Source organism: Rhizobium sp. S163 (assembly GCF_030380805.1).
In the GTDB taxonomy this organism is placed as follows: domain Bacteria; phylum Pseudomonadota; class Alphaproteobacteria; order Rhizobiales; family Rhizobiaceae; genus Rhizobium.
In genome coordinates this window covers 1,093,012-1,110,838 of the sequence record NZ_JAUDSA010000003.1, presented here as the reverse complement: position 1 = coordinate 1,110,838, position 17,827 = coordinate 1,093,012, and the positions used below count along the sequence as shown (strand labels likewise).

Sequence of the window (17,827 nt, the reverse complement as noted above, 5' to 3'; positions counted from 1 at the left end):
TTATGAGGCGCGGGCGAGCGTGTGCGCATCCGCCAGCCGACTTGCCAGCTGGTCGACGGTCTGCGGACGGTGGAAGAGATAGCCCTGGCCGTAGTCGAGACCCATCTCGCAGAGCGTGTGGCATTCCTGCTCGGTCTCGATGCCTTCGGCGATCACCGTGCAGCCCATCTTGTGCGAGAGGGTGGTGATGCTTTCGACGAGCGTGCGGCTTTTCTGGCGGATATCCTCGTTGGCATCATTGATCGAGCGGGTAAACGACTGGTCGATCTTGATGATGTCGACGGGGAAGCGGTTGAGATAGCTGAGCGAGGAGTAGCCGGTGCCGAAGTCATCGAGCGCGATGCGGCAGCCGAACTGGCGCATGTCGCTGACGATCTTGCGGATTTCGGGGTTGTTGTGCATCAGCACCGCCTCGGTGATCTCGACCACGATCCGCTCGGGGCGAATGTTGTAGCGCATCAGCAGCGAGGCCAGACGTGCGGGCAGCGACGGCTCGAACTGCAGCGGCGAGAAGTTGATGGCGAGGTAGCTGCTCTCAAGGCCCGGCAGCGCCGAGAGCGTGGCCAGATGCTCGATCGCCTTCTCCATGATGACGTTGCCGACTCGGATGATCTTTCCGGTCTCCTCGGCGACGTTGATGATCGCGGCCGGTGCCATCAGGCCCTTCACCGGGTGATTGAGGCGCATCAGCGCTTCGAAGCCGGCGACGCCGCGACCGTTGAGATTGACGATCGGCTGGAGGAAGGCCGCGAACCAGTCCTCGATCAGGCCGATCTCGATGCAGCTTTCGATCTCGGCGCGGGCGCGGGCGTGATCGACCATGCCGTTATCGAAGTGCTGGGCGCCGTTCTTGCCGTCACGCTTCTTGGCATACATTGCCATGTCGGATTTCTGCAGCAGTTCGGCCGCATTGTCGGCGTGGCGCGGATAGATGGCGATGCCGACGCTGGCGCTCAGATGCATGTCAGTGCCGAAGGGCTCGTTGAAGATGGAGGCGAGCATTTCGGCCATCAGGTCGGCACGCTCGGCGGCGTTGCCGGATGGCAGCAGGATGGCGAACTCGTCACCGCCGAGGCGGGCGGCTACATCCGTCGGCGCGAGCTTGCTCTTGAGACGGCCGACGAATTCCCGCAGCGCCTTGTCGCCCTCGGCGTGGCCGAGGTTGTCGTTGATCCACTTGAAGCGGTCGAGGTCGACGAAGAGGCAGGCGAGCTCCTGGTTGGCGGCGTCCGCCTCGCGGATCTTGCCGTCGAGCACGGTCTCGAAGCCCTGGCGATTGAGGAGGCCAGTCAGATGGTCGGTGATCGCCTGCTTGTGGTTGCGCGCTTCCGAGGCCTTCAGCGCAGTCACATCGGTCATGACGGACAGCGACAGGCCGCCCTGGCCGCCGGTGGCAGCCTTCGATTCCAGGATCAGCACGTCCATGACGCGGCCGTCGGCGCAGAGGAACTTGACGGTGACATCGACAGTCGCGCCGCCATTCAGCTCACCCTTGCGGCCGAGGAAGGCGCTGCGGGTGTCCGGGGTGACGAGATCGATGAAGCGGTTGCCGATGATATCGTCGCGCTCGTAGCCGGTGGCGGCGAGCCAATAGTCGCTGACGGCTGTGATGTGGCCGTTCTCGTCGAGCGAGAAGAGCATCGCGGGCGTCAGATTGTAGATGTCGATTGCGCGGCGGTGCGCGAGCTTCAGCTCCTGTTCCTCGCTCTCCAGCTTGGACTGCATGGTGTTGAAGCTCTTGGCAAGGCGGCCCATCTCGTCGTTGGAGCGCCAATCGACATGATGGCGCGAGCCGAGCTGGCCGGTGGCCTCGATGGCCGCGATCAGGCGCATCAGCGGGCGAACGAGGACGATGCGGTTGCCGATGAGGGCGGCGCAGAAGACGATGAGGACGGCGAAGACGAAGATCGACAGGAAGATGATCTCTTCATTCTTCAAGCCGGAAAACAGGCCCGGCGCGGGATAGAAGACCGAGATCGTGCCCAGTTTCTTCGGGCCATCGAGCGTGGTGTAGGTGATGGCGTGCGAGACTTCGACCAGTTCGCCGTCGTAGGAGGCGGGGATCGTCGACTGGGTGACGTCAAGCTGGCCGGATGCGTCGCGGACCTGAACCTTGACGATCGTGCCCTGCGAGACGACCGCGGCGCTAATCTGCGCGACGCTGTCCTCATCCAGATCCCAGAGCGGCTTTGCCAGCGCCTGCGAGTTCGCGACGAGAAGAACGGAGATGTGGTCGCGGATTTCCTTTTCGGCACGTCCCGAGGACAGGAAAAGGAACAGAACAAAAAGCGGGGCTACGAGCAGAACCAATGCGGCGAACACGATTCCTAGAAATCTGTTCTGAACGGAATTATGCATTTTCCTGCGTCTGCCCCTTGCCGCGAAATTTCTTCGTTCAGAACAAAACCTGCTCTGGAACGATGGGGCATGCTTCCACGAAATGTCTTAATCGAAGTTGAAGCGCTTATCTCTGTAGAAATGAAAAGACCCGCTTTCCGGAGAAAGCGGGTCTTATACTTTACAAAGCGTTCAAGCGATCAAAGGATCAAGCTTCAGCTTCGCCAGCTTCTTCTTCTTCCGATACGCCAGCTGCCGGAGCAACGATCGTAGCGATGGTGAAGTCGCGGTCGATAACCGTGGTCACGCCCTTCGGCAGAGTGACTTCGGAGATGTGGATGCTGTCGCCGATCTTCTTGCCGCTGAGGTCAACGTTGAAGAATTCCGGGATCGCGTCAGCCGGGCAATGAACTTCGACGTCGTGACGAACGATGTTCAGAACGCCGCCGACCTTGAGGCCCTGGGACTTTTCTTCGTTGATGAAGTGAACCGGGATCGCAACGGTAACGGCGGTGTTGCCGGATACGCGCAGGAAGTCCACGTGCATGGTGAAGTCGCGGACCGGATCGAGCTGGTAGTCCTTCGGCAGAACCTTGTACTTCTTGCCGTCGACGTCGATCGTAGCGATGGTGGTCATGAAACCGCCAGCGTGGATGCGCTTCGTTACCTCATTGGTGCTGAGGGAGATCGAAACTGGGGCCTGCTTGTCACCATAGATGACAGCCGGGATGAGACCATTGCGGCGAAGTTCACGGGCGGACCCCTTACCAACCCGTTCGCGCGCCTCGGCCTTGAGCTCGTAGCTTTCGTGGCTCATGACTTTTCCTTCCGAGGTTATTTGGAGAGCTCGGCGCAGGCATCGCCTGTCGCTGAACTGGAGGCGGGTTTCCCCATCCTCATCCGCATTGCCTCCAAGGGTGTCTGTGCGGACGCGTGCGCTATAGTCTAGTTGCGGCGGAATGGCAAGAGTTGCGGCGCGCAAGAGGAGTGCAGATGCAGCGATGCCGCGCATCTGTTCTTTAGCATGGGCTGATGCAACTTAAGCATCCGCGCCGCGCGCCAATCAAAACCCAAGATCAGCCGCCGTTGACGGAGCATTAATGACAGTTGCGATTAGCAATCGTCAAGAATTCTTGGGGTGCCGGAATTATTGGTTTCTTAAGCGGCCGCATATGAAAGCGAAACGGCAAATTGGTCCGGATATCTCATGTTTACCGTTTTTAACTGCATTGCCTACATGCACGATCTCAGGCTGGTCGTTTTGGCCGGATGCCTGTGCTTACTATCGAGCCTCGCCGCGCTGACGCTGCTGCAAAGAGCGCGGAGTACCGTCAAGGTCGCGCGCCTGATCTGGCTTCTGATGGGCGGTGCCGCCGGCGGCTTCGGCATATGGGCAACGCATTTCGTGGCGATGCTGGCTTATGACAGCGGCGTGGTGGTCGGTTACGACACGTCGGAGACATTGACGTCGCTGGTGCTCGTCGTTGTCGCGACGCTCGCGGCGGTGGCGTTTGCGGCTGGCGCGGAGAGCAGGGTGCGGCGGGGTTTCGCGGGTGTGTTGTTTGGCGTCGGCGTTACGTCCATGCATTTCCTCGGCATGATGGCCGTGCAGTTTCCCGGCAGCATGCTCTGGGACCAGTCGCTGGTGCTTGCCTCTATGGGTTGCGCGGTGGTCATCTCGGCCATCGGCTTCTATCTGCTTCCCGATATCAAGGCTGACGCGCGCAAGCTGCTTGTGCCGGCCGCGACCGTCTGCGCCGCGATCGTGGCCATGCACTTCACCGCCATGGCGGCACTGACGATCGTGCCCGGTCCGGGACCGGCGATCGATCCGAGCGAGACGATGTCCACCGGCTTCATGGTCGTCACGCTGCTGTCGGTCTCGTTGTCGATGATTGCGTCCGGTTTCGCCGCGGCCCTGTTCGCGATGCGGGCGGAGAGCTCGACGAAGGAGAGCGAGGCGCGTTTCGAGATGCTCGTGCAGGGCGTGACCGACTACGCGATCTACATGCTCGACAAGGATGGCCGGGTCGCCAACTGGAATGCGGGTGCCGAGCGCGCCAAGGGATACACAGCCGACGAAATCATCGGCGAGGATTTCGGGCGGTTCTATTCCGAAGAGGAACGCGCGGCTGGCCTGCCGCAGCGCGCGCTTTTGAGGGCACGCACCGAGGGGAAATTCGAGCAAGAGGGCAGGCGGTTCCGCAAGGATGGAACGTCATTCTGGGCGCATGTCGTGATCGATCCCATCTGGGGTGCAGACGGCGAGATCGCCGGTTACGCGAAGATCACCAAGGACGTGACCGAGCAGAAGGCCGACCGCGACCGCCTCAAGGAGGTCTCGCGCAATCTCGATCTCGCGCTCGAGAACGTCTCGCAGGGCATCTGCCTGTTCGATGCCGAGGAACGCCTCGTGCTTGCCAACTGCCGCTACAGCGAGATCTTCGAATTCGAGCGGGGAGCGATCCGCCCCGGCATGACCTACAAGGAGATCATCACGATCGGCTACGAGATTCATTTCTCGGATCCCGAGGTCGTGGCCAAGCGCGCGTCCGAGCATTACGAAAAGCTGATGCGTGCGCTAAGATCTGGCGAGCGTTCGATCGTGCACAAGGCGGCTGAGGGCCGGTCGATCCAGCTGAACCTGAACATGCTTCTCGATGGCGGCTGGGTCGCCACCTATGAAGACATCACGGAACGACTGCTCTCGGAAGAGAAGATCGCTTTCATGGCGCGTCACGACGCGTTGACGGGATTGCCCAACCGCTCCGAATTTTCCGAGCGCCTGTTGCAGGATCTGGCGGTCGCCAAGCGTGCCGGGACGAAGGTTGCCGTCATCGGCATCGATCTCGACAAGTTCAAGGAAATCAACGATCAGCGCGGCCATCACGCCGGCGACCAGGTGCTGGTCACCTTGTCCGACCGCATGAGTGCGCTTCTCGGTGAAGACGAATTCGTCGCCCGGTTCGGCGGCGATGAATTCGCGGCTTTGAAGCAGTTTTCCGATATCGCCGATCTGCATGATTTCGTGGCACGGCTGGAGGCGAGCCTGACGGGCGAGTTCAAGATCGAAGGCTTCGACATCAACCCCGACGCCAGCATCGGCGTCGCCATCTATCCGCAGGACGGCTCGACCGGCGAAATGCTGCTCGCCAATGCCGATCTTGCCATGTACCGCGCAAAGGCGACTCTTTCCGAGCGCATCTGCTTCTATGAAGTGGCAATGGACGAGGCGGCGCGAGACCGCCGCAAGATGGCGAGCGACTTGTGGCTGGCCATCGAACGCAACGAGTTGCACCTGCACTACCAGGTGCAGAAATCGGTATCGAGTGGCGAGATCACCGGCTACGAGGTGCTGCTGCGCTGGAACCATCCGACGCGGGGCAACGTACCGCCGGGCGAGTTCATCTCGGTTGCCGAGGAATGCGGCGCGATCGTTCCGATCGGCGAATGGGTGCTGCGCGAAGCCTGCAAGGAGGCTGCCGGCTGGGCCGACAAGCACAAAATCGCCGTCAATCTGTCGCCCGTCCAGATCGGTCACCAGGATATCGCGCATCTCGTGCACGCGGTCCTGTTCGAGACCGGGCTCGAGCCATGGCGCCTGGAGCTCGAGATCACCGAATCGTCGATCATCGTCGACAAGGACCGCGCACTGCTGACGCTGCGTCAGGTCAAGAATCTCGGCGTATCGATCGCCATCGACGATTTCGGTACGGGGTATTCGTCGCTGGAAACGCTGCGCGCGTTTCCGTTCGACAAGATCAAGCTCGACCGCAGCTTCATGAACGAGGTCGAGACCAGCGAACAGGCCAAGGCGATCATCCGCGCTATCCTGGCGCTCGGGCAAAGCCTCAACATTCCAGTCCTCGCGGAAGGTGTCGAGACGGATGTTCAGCTTGGGATATTGCTCAACGAAGGCTGCGACGAGGCGCAGGGCTATCTGCTCGGCCGGCCGATGCCGATGCGTCCGCGCAAGATCGCCGCCTGAGACCGCGCATGCAACTGCCGGGTTGACAGGGCGGGGGCCTAGCCGTCACATGCGACCTCAAATCGTACGGGAGAAATTCAGCATGCAACTCAAGACCCTAACGGCGACGGCTGTCGTTCTTCTCGGTTTGGTTTCGACGTCTCAGGCGGTCGATATCAACCAGAAGGGCGCCAAGGAGATCGAGGCGAACCTGTCGAAGCTCTTGCCGAAGGATGCAGCCAAGGGCTTCGTGACCGTCAACCCGGCCGGCACGCGCTACGAGATCGTCTACGACTTCGCGGCGCTGTTGAAGAAGGCCGACCCGAAGAATTTCTCCATCAAGGGCCTGAACCCGTGGTCGATCTTCGCGACGCCCGAAGAGAGCGGCCTGTGGACGATCGAGGGCAACAACTCGCTCGACGTCACCGGCACGTTCAAGGCGCCCGGCCAGCCGAACACCGAATTCACCTACGTCATCGATTCCCTGATTTCGAACGGCGTCTTCGACCCGGCGATCAGCTATCTCAAGTCCGGCGACTTCTCCAGCAAGGCGCTTCGTTTCTCGTCGAAGACCGAGCAGGAAGAGGTGAGCGTCGAGACCGGCTCGTCGACTTACAAGATGACCTCGTCGGACGGCGAGATGAAGGGCCGCACCAATTTCGCCGGCAGCGGCACGATGAACGGCTTTGTCGAGAAGATCAGCGGCAAGGAAGTGCCGCCGGTTGAAATCCGCGCCGACTCGGTGGATTTCGCGGCTGCCGTGAATGGCGTTTCCATCAACGATTTCCGCGCGATCCTCGCCTTCATCATCGAACACGCCGATGAGAAGAAGCTCAAGCGCGCCGAGAGCGAAGAGATCAAGGAGCTGGTGCGCAAGTCGTTCCCGCTGATGTCGAGCCTCAACGAGACGGTGACCATGAACAAGGTCAGCGTGTCGAGCGTTGCCGGCAGCGGTGGCGCCGACAGCGTCGATTACACGATCGGCATGAGCGGTCCGAGCGATGCGATGCGCTTCGATGTCGGCATGGCTGCCAAGCAGATCAGCTTCAACAGCGCTCTGCTGCCTGAGATGTATGCGCCCTTCGTTCCCGAAGAGGTGGACATGCAGTTCGCCTTTCCGGAACTCAACATCGCGGCCGTCGGCGACGAACTGATGAAGGTCGATTTCACAGACGACAAGAAGAGCAAGGCGGAAAGCGACAAGGCTTTCGAGAAGCTCCTGACCAATGGCGAGTTCGTCGTTGCCTTCCCGAAGATTTCGGCGCGCTCCAGCGTCTACGATGCGGAGATCTCGGGTGATGTTCGCGGCATTCCGGAGTCGACCACGGCCTATTCGTTGAACGCCTCGATTGTCGCGCGCGACTTCGACAAGACGATCACCGCTATCCAGGAACTGGCCAAGAGCAATCCCGACCTCAACCAGGTTTCCTTCGGCCTGATGATGGTCAAGGGCTTTGGCAAGACCGATCCGGATGGTCGTCAGCGCTGGGACGTCAACGTCGCACGCGATGGGTCGATCACGGTCAACGGCCAGGTAATCAAGGGCGCGAACTGAGCCCCAAGTCGTTTCCGGCCCCATTCGTGGGCCGGAAACCTGCTGCGGGTCAGAGCATTTCAGCCTTTCTTCGAAACGCAGAAATGCTCTATCTATTTGTTATTACGCAATTCCGGACGCAAACCGCGCTGCACTTTTGCTGGAATTGCTCACTGGAGTAGCGCAATCAGCGGCGGCATTCGCCCTGACCGACGATGCGGAAGCCCGCATTGCCTGCCTCGCATGAATTCGAAAATGTCCTGATCTCTCTGCCGCGCTCGCCGCAAACGGGCCGGTATTCGCGCGTGCAGATGCCACCCGGCCGCTGTGGCGGCATCGGGTCTTCATGGGGAGGGCGCGGACGGGGCGGGCGAGGGCCGGGTCCCGGCGTCATCGGCGGGCCGGCGCGGCATTCGCCGCGACCGACGATCCTGAAGCCGCTGCTGTTGGCTTGGCAGGCATTGCCGAAGGTCTGCGTGCGTCCGCCACGTTCGCCACAGACGGGCGCGTATTCCATGGTGCACATTTGCGGCTGCGGTGGGCGAGGGCGCGGCGGTGGCGCCGGACGAACTGGGCCCGGTCCGGGTCCGTAACCAGGGCCTGGTCCATAGCCGGGACCCATGTCCGCGGTGCAGGCGGAGAGGGCTGGAAGGATGACCAGCATCGCCAGTCTGATCGGAGATTTCAGTAGTCTTGCCATGCCTCTTCCTCCCGCCGGCTGGATATCATTGATAATCCTAGCCGAATTGGAGCGGGGGAGGAAGGGCGGAGAGAAAGTCCTGATAGCCTCAGTCGAAGAGGCTGGAGACGGATTCTTCCTGGCTGGTGCGGTTGATGGCTTCGCCGATCAGCGTCGCGGTGGTCAGCACGCGGATATTGTGCGCCGACTGGACAGCCGTCGTCGGCTGGATGGAGTCGGTGATGACCAGCTCGCGCAGCTTCGAATTGGTGATGCGGGTCACAGCACCGCCCGACAGAACGCCATGGGTGATGTAGGCGGTAACGCTTGCGGCACCCTTGGCCAGCAGCGCGTCGGCCGCGTTGCAGAGTGTGCCGCCGGAATCGACGATATCGTCGATCAGCAGGCAGTCCTTACCGGTGACGTCGCCGATGATGTTCATGACTTCGGATTCACCCGGGCGATCGCGGCGCTTGTCCACGATCGACAGCAGACAGTCGAGCCGTTTGGCGAGCGCGCGGGCGCGCACGACGCCGCCGACATCAGGCGAAACGACCATGACGTTGGAGATGTCGTAATTGGCCTTGATGTCGCGCGTCAGGATCGGCACGGCATAGAGGTTGTCGGTCGGGATGTCGAAGAAGCCCTGGATCTGACCGGCGTGGAGATCAAGCGTCAGGACGCGATCGGCACCGGCTTCGGTGATCAGGTTGGCGACGAGCTTGGCCGAGATCGGCGTGCGACCCGAAGCGCGGCGGTCCTGGCGTGCGTAGCCGAAGTAGGGAAGGACCGCGGTGATGCGGCGGGCCGACGAGCGGCGCATCGCATCGATCATGATGAGCAATTCCATCAGGTGGTCGTTCGTCGGGAAGGACGTCGACTGGACGAGGAAGACATCCTCGCCGCGTACGTTTTCCTGGACTTCCACGAAGATTTCCTGGTCGGCAAATCTTCGGACCGTTGCTCTGCCCAAGGGCACTTTAAGATAGTTGCAGATCTCTTCGGCGAGGTGCCGGTTCGAATTGCCTGCGAAAACCTTCATCTTGGTCCGCCTGTTGCCTGCTGATAGCCGCGCTTTTTAGCCAGCTTGTTCCCGAATGCAAGGGTAAAGGCGACTTGCGCCTTTATATTTCCAAAAAGCTTGTGGCTTAACCGCCACGGGCGTCCCGCCACGAGGAAAACTCGGTGATCGTCTTGGACGCAATCTGCTGCATGACGGAGGCCGGAACCACGGCCCAGGGATCCTGGGCCTGCGAGGGAACGCTCTCCTGTCCCTGGATGCGGTGCAGCCGGGCGCCGCTGTTGTCGAGCACATCCCAGACATAGACCACCGTGACCTTGCCGCTGTCGGAAAAGGCCGAGAGGTAACCCTTGAGGATGAAGGCGGTGCTGTTGTCGTTGGAGCTCTTGATGGAGAGACCGTGCGAGCGGGCCTCGGCGCCGAGCTGCCGCGACAGGGGCGTCACGGCCTGCACCGGAGCGCCGATGATCGGCAGGAAGCGGACGGTCGATGCGCCTGATGGCGTCAGCATCGCCGTGCGCTTCGGCTCGGTTGCCTTTTCCTTGGCTTCCGCGTCGGCAATGTCCTGCTCTTCGGCCTGGGCGTTGGATACAGGTTCGGAAACGGTGTCGGAGACCGGCTCGGAGAGAGGCTGGCTGCGGATGGCGGCAGACGCTCTTGGCGATTGCTCTGTCTGGCCATCCAGCGCGTAGGCCTGGGCCTGCATCGTCGTCGGCGGAGCGCCGCGACCCGATATGGGGCCGGATGTGGTGTCCTGCTCGACATAGGCGGGGTGATAGCCGCCCTCGCGCGGCGAAGACGCAAAAGCCTGGGCGCGGTGCGGCGTGCCGGCCATGCGCTCGACCTCGCCCTGGGTGACCGGCGTCGAACGGATGCTGCCCGAGGTGTCGCCGATGTCGACGAGGGGCGTGAGGGCATCCGTGGTGTTGCAGGCGGAAAGCAGGGCAAGGCAGGCGATGAGCGTGGGCGCTGTCGCAAGTCGCGTCATCCCTCGTGTCATCCTTCTTTCCGTGCGCGTGTCTCCACGCGGCATATGCCCCGGCCAACTTTATGACGGTCGGGGCACTGCAATGTCAATTGTCGATTCTAAAGGGTGGTCACTCAGAGGTTGATGAAGTCGAGCGGGTGACGCGACAGCGCCTTTGGCTCGTCGGCCGTCGTGAGATAGGTCTGGCCCAGCGTCATGGCCGTTCCGCTGTCGGAATCCATGATGATCATGTGGACGAAGAGCGACATGCCAGGTTCGATCGGCTGCGGATTGCCGACGTGGAACATCTGGTGCTCCATCCAGGAGGGCGAGAAGCGGGCGCCGAGCGAGTAGCCGCAGGCGTTCAGGCGGTGACGCGAGAGGCCGCGCTCCTCCATGATTTTCGAGTGGACATCGAAGACATCACCGAATGTATGTCCCGGCTTCAGCACGGTTTCGATGGCCTGGATGTTTTCAAGGCAGGCATTGTAGAGCTCGCGGTGGCGATAGCTCGGTTCGCCGATGACGATCGTGCGCATCATCGCGGCGTGGTAATGCGCGTAGGCGCCGGCCCATTCCAGCGTCAGCTGGTCGTTGGCATCGAGCCTGCGGCGACCGGCCTTGTAGCGGCAGAGCAGGGCATCGACGCCGGAGCCGATGATGAATTCGTTGGCGGGATAATCGCCGCCGCCGGCAAAGACCGCGCCCTGCATGGCAGCGAGGATAGCTGCCTCATCAGCGCCTGCCTTTGTCAGCGAAAGGGCCGCGTCCAGTGCATCGTCGGCAAGGGCTGCCGCGCGCTCGACATAGGCGATCTCCGTCGGGCTCTTGATCAGGCGCAGGCGGCTGACGAGGTAGGAGGCGTCGGAGATCTGGCCGAAGGCCATCAGCTGCGTGTCGAGAAGCCTTGCGATGCGGCCGGTCATGCCATGGGTGTCGTATTCGACGCCGATGCGCGCGCCGAGCAGGTCCATCTCGACCAGCAGGTTCTTGAGATCGACCGTCGGGTCGGCGTTGACGCGATCGACCCAGATATGAATGTTCTCGATGATCGACGTCTGCCGCGCCTGGCGCAGGTCGGCCGAACGGGTGAGGAGCGCCATGGTGCCGTCGGCCTTGACGACCAGCGTCTGGAAGAAGCAGTAGCCGAAGGTATCGTAACCCGTCAGCCAGTACATGCTTTCCTGGGCGAAGAGGAGGAGGGCATCGAGCTTCTCCTCCTGCATCTGTTGCGTCAGCCGCACGAGGCGATCGGCGAATTCGGAGGTTTCGAAGTGTAGGCCCATACCGGTCACATCTCCCTTATGGCAATTGCCGAAATCTGTCGGCCGTAGTCCGGTTCCTGGCTGTGTGTCGTTCGTCGGTAGGAAAAGAAGCGTTCGCTGTCGGGATAGGTGCAGACGCCGAGGCTTTCGGCCTTGACGCCGGCGGCGCGTAGCCGATCGATGGTGAAGGACGGGAGGTCGAACATCGAATGGCCGGGCTTTTCCGACGGGGTGAAGTAGCGCTGGTAGTCACCGTTTTCGCTGACGAAGCGCTCGACGAATTCGGGACCGACCTCGTAGCTTGCCTTGCTGATCGATGGGCCCAGGCAGGCGACGATCGCCTCGCGCTTGGCGCCGAGCTTGATCATGGCATCGATGGTGTTTTCGAGCACGCCGGTAAAGGCACCCTTCCAGCCGGCATGGGCCGCGCCGACAACCCTGTTTTCCGGATCGGCGAACAGGATCGGGCCGCAATCGGCGGCGAGCACGCCGAGCGCGATGCCGGGGGTTGCGGTCACCAGCGCGTCGGCCGGCTGGCGGGTGCCGTCATAGGAGGCATCGACCACCACGACGTCGGGCGAATGCACCTGATGCACGGTTGCCAGCCGCTCGACCGGCAGATCGAACCAGCCGGCGACGCGCCTGCGGTTTTCCTCGACCTTGGCGCGCTCATCGTTGGAGCCGAGGCCGACATTGAGGCCGCGATAGATGCCGTCGGAGACGCCGCCCTGGCGGGTGAAATAGCCGTGCTGGATTGTGTCGCCCGTCGCTTCGTTCAGCAGCGCGCTTTGGATCGGTTCCGGGGAGGGCGCATGTGTCATCGGTCATTCCAAGATTTGCTTTAGCGACGCCCAGACGGTGTGCCGGACGAAGCGCTGTCGATTGCGGCGATGTTGACCCCGCCGCGCGCGCCCTGTCAATCCACGGAACGGAACGGCATCAGATCGATGGCGGGATGGGAAACGGCCATCACCTTGAAGAGTTCCCCCATCTTTCCCTCGCCTTCGCCGGCCAGGCGGTCGACGGCGGCCTGGATGATCTGCTGGGTGCGGGGTTCGCGGTCACGGCCGAGGGCTGCGGCGCGTTCGAGGATGCCGAGGCCCACCAGGAAGTCGCCCTGATGCAGCTGGCCGTTGACGTGGAGCCCGGCCGCCACGGCAGTCTCGCCAAGTGCCTGGAAATCGACGTGGCTGGTGAGATCGGCTTCGCCTGGGTGGGCGAGCGGCGGGTCGAATTCATGCATGCGCACGGCCTGCAGCGTATCGCCGAAGCCGGTGATCAGGTGGCCGTAGTCGAGCGCCAGCGCCGTGCCGCCAAAGGCCTTCAGCCGATCGGCGATGGCGACCATGACGGACTCGCGGGCAGGGGCGATCTCGAAGAGGGTGCCGAGCGGCACGGTCGCTGCCTGCTCAGGGAGCAGTTGCGGGTCGATACCCGCGACGCCGGTTCCGAAGGACAGTTCGTCATCGATGTCGAGGCCGACCATGCGTTCGCGAAAGCCGGTGGCGGTCTTCACGAACTGGCGGATGGGGATGGCGTCGAAAAGTTCGTTTGCGGCGATCAGGGTGAGGCCCGGCGGGATTTCGTCGAAGCCGTCGTGCCAGCTGATCCTGCCCTGATGGGCGGCGAGCGTCTCCGCCTGCACCTCGCGCAGGCGCGGGCTGGTTTCGACGAGATGGACGCTCATCGTTTCGAAGAGCGGCGGTGCGAGGCGCTCGATGACACGAAGCATGTCCGACATCATCGTGCCGCGCCCGGGGCCGATCTCTACCAGCTTCACATCCGACGGCGTGCCGTGGCGCTGCCATGCGTGGACGATGAAGACGCCGATCATCTCGCCGAAGAGCTGGCTGACCTCGGGCGCGGTGACGAAGTCGCCGGAGCTGCCGAAGGGTTCCTTCGTCTTGTAATATCCGTATTCGGGATCGGCGAGGCACAGCGAAAAATAATCGGTGACGCTGATCGGACCGTTCGCCTGAATGATCGCCTTGATCTTCTCACCGAGTGCGGTGGTCATGTTCTCCTCCTCCGGTGCCGCGATCAGGACTGCAGGGCAGCCTGACGACGGGCGCGGATCATGGCCCAGAGGCCCAGCAGGATCATCGGCGAAGACAGGACCATGCCCATCGTCAGCCAGTTGGTGCCGAGAAGGTAGCCGAGTTGTGCGTCAGGTTCACGGAAGAACTCGACGAAGATGCGCGACAGCGCATAGCCGCAGACGAAGACGCCGGCGACGAAGCCTGGGGTCTTCAGCGCCTTCATGCCGTAGATGAGGGCGGCGAGCACGAGAACCAGCACGATGCCTTCGAGGCCCGCTTCATAAAGCTGGCTCGGATGGCGCGCGAAAGGGCCGCCGGTCGGGAAGACCACGGCCCACGGCACGTCCGTCAACCGGCCCCAGAGCTCGCCATTGATAAAATTGGCGATGCGGCCGAAGAAGAGGCCGACGGGAACGACGGCGGCGACGATGTCGAAGAGGTTCCAGAGCGGGATCTTGTTGCGCTTGGCGAAGATGATCATGGCGATCGTCGTGCCGGTCAGGCCGCCATGGAAGGACATGCCGCCGTTCCAGATCTGGATGGCGCGGATCGGGCTCTCGATGATCGCAGGCATGTCGTAGAAAAGGATATAACCGATGCGGCCGCCGAGGACGACGCCTAGCGCCACCCAGACGACGAAATCGTCGAGCTGCGCCTTGGTGATCGGCGAGACATTGCCGGGCCAAAGGCTGTCGTTCGCGGCGATGAGGCGCGCGTAGTACCAGCCGATCATGATGCCGGCGACATAGGCCAGGCCGTACCAGTGAATGGCCACGGGCCCGATTGCAAAGGCGATCGGGTCGATATTGGGGAACGGCATGATGGCCATAAGGTCGGCAGCTGTCTGCAAGGTAATCCCATCCGTTGATGTGGGCGGAAGATGGCCTTGCCATAACAGCGGGTCAAGTTGATTGTTAGTGATGCGAGATAAGTGCGACCGCTTATCCAGTGCAAAGCGCTTGCATCCTTAACGGCGAAGCCCTACCTCATTCCTGAGGGCCGAGAGCGGCCGGAAGCCATTATTTCAAAGGGAGTAAACCGCCATGACGACAGGCGCAAACCGCATCATGGACGAGTTCGCAAAGCTGATGACAGATGCCGCAGGTGCCGCCCAGGGCGTGCGCAAGGAAGTCGAGACGATGTTCAACGCGCAGGCCGAACGCTGGCTGAACAGCATGGACGTGGTCAAGCGGGAAGAGTTCGAGGTCGTGCGCGAGATGGCGATCAAGGCGCGTGACGAAAATGATGCGTTGCTGGCGCGTATCGCCGCGCTCGAGGCGAAGCTCGAATCCAAGCCGGCCGCCAAGGGCAAGTAAATCCCGTTTGGGGACAGGGCGCGGTGTGGCCTTTGAGAGACACACCGCTGCTTCGGCTAAAAAAGCGGGTGTGTTTATCCACCTGTGGACACTGCCAAAAAAGCCAATGGGCAGAGTCGTTTATACCCTCCTTCTGAATCCAATTCCCAACACCTTTCCACAGTGGCGTTCCCTAAAACGGCCCTCAGGGGGCTGGCACACCACCGGGTGCGTTATACACTGATTTTAAATGATGATTCGAAGCAGTTGGTAAGCTCCGGGCAGGTTCACTGCGTAAGTCTGGTAGCGGTTCAACGGTCATCTGGGTTGGTGGTTTCCGGGTTAGTTGCGTGTGTTCGCTTGTGTCTCGTTGGACGAAGTCGTTACGCATTCACTCCGGTCAAGAAGGTGCTGCATGAGCCTCATGGAATTGGAAGTCGAGCGTCAATCGAACCCGGTCGATATGATCGAGTACGTCGCCGCCCACAACGACTGGGCTTTCGAGCGGTCGGGTGACGACGAAATCGCGATGACGGTCGAGGGCAAGTGGACGGATTATCACGTCTCCTTTTCCTGGATGGAGGAATTCGAGGCGCTGCATCTCGGCTGCGCCTTCGACATCAAGATCCCCGAACAGCGCATGAATGAAGTGACGAAGCTTCTGGCCGGTATCAACGGTCAGGTGCTGATGGGTCACTTCGACGTCTGGCGTCAGGAGGATGTGATCATCTTCCGCCAGTCGCTGCTGCTTGCCGGCGGCGCTGAGCCGACGAACCGCCAGGTGGAAGTGCTGCTCGCGAGCGCGCTCGATACCTGCGAGACCTATTATCAGGCGTTCCAGTTCGTGATCTGGTCCGGCATGGACGCCAACCGCGCCATGGAAGCCGTGTTGTTCGAAACCGTGGGTGAAGCGTAACATGTCCGGTCTGTCGTCCTCGGGTCCAATCGTTCTTGTCGGCGCCGGCAACATGGGGGGCGCGATGCTCTCCGGCTGGCTGAAGAACGGTGTGCCCGGTGCCTCCGTCGTCGTCGTCGATCCCGGCCCCTCGGCCCAGATGATGGCAACGATCAACGAGGCGGGCGCCAGGCATGTGACGGCGCTTCCCGCCGAACTGAAGGCCGGTGTGCTGTTTCTGGCAGTGAAGCCGCAGGTGATGGACGCCGTGCTTCCCTCCGTGAAGAGCGCCGTCGCCGACGATACGGTCGTGGTTTCGGTTGCGGCGGGCAAGACGCTCGGTTTCCTCGAATCCCATCTCGGCGAAGCGGCAATGGTTCGCGCCATGCCGAACACGCCGGCCATGGTCGGCCGCGGCGTCACCGGCGCGTTTGCCAATCAACGCGTTGGCCAGAACCAGCGTGATCAGGTGCATGCGCTGCTCAGGGTCTCCGGACCCGTGGAGTGGGTGCCTTCCGAATCCGATATCGATGCCGTTACAGCCCTTTCGGGCAGTGGTCCTGCGTATGTCTTCTATCTCGTGGAGTGCATGGCAGAAGCAGGCCGCAAACTTGGCCTGCAGGCGGACCTTGCCATGCGGCTTGCACGGGAAACTGTCGCGGGGGCTGGTGAACTCTTGCACCAGTCCCCCGACGACGCATCGAAGCTTCGCCAGAACGTGACGTCGCCAGGCGGCACGACGGCGGCGGCGCTTTCGGTGCTGATGGCTGACGATGCGATGCAGCCGCTGTTCGACAAGGCGCTTTCGGCCGCTCGCAAGCGCGCCGAGGAACTCGCAGACTGAGGCGATTTTTATGACCGAAGAAATTACCTACGGCGATTTCGAGCGGGTCGACATCCGTGTCGGCACCGTGATCGAGGCCAATCCGTTTCCGGAGGCGCGCAAGCCGGCCTTCAAGCTGCTGATCGACTTCGGACCCGAGATCGGCGTCAAGAAGTCCTCGGCGCAGATCACCGTGCACTATACGCTTGAGACGCTCGTCGGTCGGCAGGTGCTGTGCGTGGTCAATTTCCCGCCACGGCAGATCGGGCCGTTCCGCTCCGAGGTTCTGACGCTCGGCTTCGAGGACGAGGCCGGCGCCATCGTGCTCGCGGCGCCGGACAAGCCGGTGCCAAACGGCAAGAAGATCATGTGATTGCTGGAGCGCCGTGGCCTTGTGCCCGGCGTTTCAATACCGACGGTCTAGTGAATGTCGCGCGAGATCGGGTCCGACAGGCTGAAGTCGTGGAACGTGGCTTCGAAACCGGCGCGCTGCGGTGAGCAGAAGACGGGGCCGACCATCAATTCCGCAAATTTCGGGTCGAACCAGGCGAGGCGCGCCATGCGCCAATCCGCCATCATGTCCGTGCTGTACTGGATGAACAGCGCATCGCCATTGCGCGTGACCCGCACCGACAGCCTTGCGAAATCATGGTCAATGCGAAATGCCGACCAATCGGAATTGCCGTTGGTGACGACGACGCTGAAGTGGCGGGCGCCGTCGGTATATTCGATCCCGCATTTCATCCAGTGCGTCGCGTCGGCGCGCAGCATGATGCCCGCCTGATCGTAGAGCGCCTGGTAATCCGCCGAAAAGCTCAGCTCAGCGGTGAAGTCGCCGTCGCGGGACCGATGGAGGAAATGGCCATCGTCGCGGTGGAAGCCGTAATAGGTTCCCTGCCAGAAATCAGTCTTCTCGCCGGAGCGCACGTGCAGGCCGTCGTCGCGCTGCTCGGCGAGGGGTGGCGGGTTGAGCCAGGTCATGTCCGTCAAATCGATCGCCATCGT

16 protein-coding genes are annotated in these 17,827 nt (G+C 61.9%); 6 read left to right on the top strand and 10 right to left on the bottom strand.

Going from position 1 to position 17,827, the window contains the following annotated elements; all coding sequences use genetic code 11:
* Positions 1 to 2,358: an EAL domain-containing protein gene (locus QTL96_RS05665; RefSeq protein ID WP_289727000.1), complete on the bottom strand. Its 2,358-nt coding sequence runs from the start codon at positions 2,356 to 2,358 to the stop codon at positions 1 to 3.
* Positions 2,359 to 2,545: 187 nt separating this feature from the next.
* The gene (locus QTL96_RS05660; RefSeq protein WP_289726999.1) at positions 2,546 to 3,154 is read right to left on the bottom strand and encodes a 50S ribosomal protein L25/general stress protein Ctc; all 609 of its coding nucleotides are present in this window, start codon (positions 3,152 to 3,154) and stop codon (positions 2,546 to 2,548) included.
* Positions 3,155 to 3,544: 390 nt separating this feature from the next.
* Between QTL96_RS05660 and QTL96_RS05655 the strand changes: the two genes are divergently transcribed.
* Both QTL96_RS05655 and QTL96_RS05650 read left to right on the top strand, forming a co-directional pair.
* On the top strand, positions 3,545 to 6,325 hold the full coding sequence (locus QTL96_RS05655) for an EAL domain-containing protein (protein ID WP_289726998.1): 2,781 nt from the start codon (positions 3,545 to 3,547) through the stop codon (positions 6,323 to 6,325).
* 82 nt (positions 6,326 to 6,407) lie between these two features.
* Positions 6,408 to 7,859, top strand: a complete 1,452-nt coding sequence (locus tag QTL96_RS05650; RefSeq protein ID WP_289726997.1) for a hypothetical protein — start codon at positions 6,408 to 6,410, stop codon at positions 7,857 to 7,859.
* A 166-nt stretch (positions 7,860 to 8,025) separates the two neighbouring features.
* Here the strand turns inward: QTL96_RS05650 and QTL96_RS05645 are convergent, their stop codons facing one another.
* From QTL96_RS05645 to lgt, 7 genes are all read right to left on the bottom strand, one after another.
* On the bottom strand, positions 8,026 to 8,538 hold the full coding sequence (locus QTL96_RS05645) for a Kazal-type serine protease inhibitor (protein WP_289726996.1): 513 nt from the start codon (positions 8,536 to 8,538) through the stop codon (positions 8,026 to 8,028).
* A gap of 88 nt (positions 8,539 to 8,626) precedes the next feature.
* Positions 8,627 to 9,559, bottom strand: coding sequence for a ribose-phosphate pyrophosphokinase (locus QTL96_RS05640; protein WP_018897392.1), 933 nt, complete (start codon positions 9,557 to 9,559; stop codon positions 8,627 to 8,629).
* Between the two features lie 106 nt (positions 9,560 to 9,665).
* Complete coding sequence (locus QTL96_RS05635; RefSeq protein ID WP_289726995.1) at positions 9,666 to 10,526, bottom strand: hypothetical protein; 861 nt, start codon at positions 10,524 to 10,526, stop codon at positions 9,666 to 9,668.
* Between the two features lie 113 nt (positions 10,527 to 10,639).
* Entirely contained in the window at positions 10,640 to 11,791 is a 1,152-nt protein-coding gene (locus tag QTL96_RS05630) for a Xaa-Pro peptidase family protein (protein ID WP_289726994.1), read from the bottom strand.
* Between the two features lie 5 nt (positions 11,792 to 11,796).
* Entirely contained in the window at positions 11,797 to 12,591 is a 795-nt protein-coding gene (pgeF, locus tag QTL96_RS05625) for a peptidoglycan editing factor PgeF (RefSeq protein ID WP_112980137.1), read from the bottom strand.
* A gap of 95 nt (positions 12,592 to 12,686) precedes the next feature.
* Complete coding sequence (locus tag QTL96_RS05620; RefSeq protein WP_289726993.1) at positions 12,687 to 13,787, bottom strand: class I SAM-dependent methyltransferase; 1,101 nt, start codon at positions 13,785 to 13,787, stop codon at positions 12,687 to 12,689.
* A 23-nt stretch (positions 13,788 to 13,810) separates the two neighbouring features.
* Positions 13,811 to 14,659, bottom strand: a complete 849-nt coding sequence (gene lgt / locus QTL96_RS05615) for a prolipoprotein diacylglyceryl transferase (protein WP_181459272.1) — start codon at positions 14,657 to 14,659, stop codon at positions 13,811 to 13,813.
* Between the two features lie 193 nt (positions 14,660 to 14,852).
* Here lgt and QTL96_RS05610 point away from each other — a divergent pair, with 193 nt between their 5' ends.
* From QTL96_RS05610 to QTL96_RS05595, 4 genes are all read left to right on the top strand, one after another.
* Complete coding sequence (locus QTL96_RS05610; protein WP_047506065.1) at positions 14,853 to 15,125, top strand: accessory factor UbiK family protein; 273 nt, start codon at positions 14,853 to 14,855, stop codon at positions 15,123 to 15,125.
* Between the two features lie 394 nt (positions 15,126 to 15,519).
* On the top strand, positions 15,520 to 16,020 hold the full coding sequence (locus QTL96_RS05605) for a YbjN domain-containing protein (protein ID WP_026282796.1): 501 nt from the start codon (positions 15,520 to 15,522) through the stop codon (positions 16,018 to 16,020).
* A 1-nt stretch (position 16,021) separates the two neighbouring features.
* A complete protein-coding gene (proC, locus tag QTL96_RS05600; RefSeq protein ID WP_289726992.1) occupies positions 16,022 to 16,843 on the top strand; it encodes a pyrroline-5-carboxylate reductase in 822 nt (273 codons plus the stop codon).
* A 10-nt stretch (positions 16,844 to 16,853) separates the two neighbouring features.
* Positions 16,854 to 17,195: a tRNA-binding protein gene (locus QTL96_RS05595; RefSeq protein WP_018897401.1), complete on the top strand. Its 342-nt coding sequence runs from the start codon at positions 16,854 to 16,856 to the stop codon at positions 17,193 to 17,195.
* Between the two features lie 47 nt (positions 17,196 to 17,242).
* Here QTL96_RS05595 and QTL96_RS05590 read toward each other — a convergent pair whose 3' ends face one another.
* Complete coding sequence (locus QTL96_RS05590; protein WP_289726991.1) at positions 17,243 to 17,824, bottom strand: DUF1349 domain-containing protein; 582 nt, start codon at positions 17,822 to 17,824, stop codon at positions 17,243 to 17,245.
* Positions 17,825 to 17,827 lie beyond the last annotated feature (3 nt).

Coding starts and splice junctions, on each gene's coding strand:
- QTL96_RS05660 (WP_289726999.1), bottom strand. CDS start 3,154: ATGAGCCACGAAAGCTACGAGCTCAAGGCCGAGGCGCGCGAACGGGTT.
- QTL96_RS05640 (WP_018897392.1), bottom strand. CDS start 9,559: ATGAAGGTTTTCGCAGGCAATTCGAACCGGCACCTCGCCGAAGAGATC.
- QTL96_RS05665 (WP_289727000.1), bottom strand. CDS start 2,358: ATGCATAATTCCGTTCAGAACAGATTTCTAGGAATCGTGTTCGCCGCA.
- QTL96_RS05605 (WP_026282796.1), top strand. CDS start 15,520: ATGAGCCTCATGGAATTGGAAGTCGAGCGTCAATCGAACCCGGTCGAT.
- QTL96_RS05650 (WP_289726997.1), top strand. CDS start 6,408: ATGCAACTCAAGACCCTAACGGCGACGGCTGTCGTTCTTCTCGGTTTG.
- QTL96_RS05630 (WP_289726994.1), bottom strand. CDS start 11,791: ATGGGCCTACACTTCGAAACCTCCGAATTCGCCGATCGCCTCGTGCGG.
- QTL96_RS05645 (WP_289726996.1), bottom strand. CDS start 8,538: ATGGCAAGACTACTGAAATCTCCGATCAGACTGGCGATGCTGGTCATC.
- QTL96_RS05590 (WP_289726991.1), bottom strand. CDS start 17,824: ATGGCGATCGATTTGACGGACATGACCTGGCTCAACCCGCCACCCCTC.
- proC (WP_289726992.1), top strand. CDS start 16,022: ATGTCCGGTCTGTCGTCCTCGGGTCCAATCGTTCTTGTCGGCGCCGGC.
- QTL96_RS05595 (WP_018897401.1), top strand. CDS start 16,854: ATGACCGAAGAAATTACCTACGGCGATTTCGAGCGGGTCGACATCCGT.
- QTL96_RS05655 (WP_289726998.1), top strand. CDS start 3,545: ATGTTTACCGTTTTTAACTGCATTGCCTACATGCACGATCTCAGGCTG.
- pgeF (WP_112980137.1), bottom strand. CDS start 12,591: ATGACACATGCGCCCTCCCCGGAACCGATCCAAAGCGCGCTGCTGAAC.
- QTL96_RS05610 (WP_047506065.1), top strand. CDS start 14,853: ATGACGACAGGCGCAAACCGCATCATGGACGAGTTCGCAAAGCTGATG.
- QTL96_RS05635 (WP_289726995.1), bottom strand. CDS start 10,526: ATGACGCGACTTGCGACAGCGCCCACGCTCATCGCCTGCCTTGCCCTG.
- QTL96_RS05620 (WP_289726993.1), bottom strand. CDS start 13,787: ATGACCACCGCACTCGGTGAGAAGATCAAGGCGATCATTCAGGCGAAC.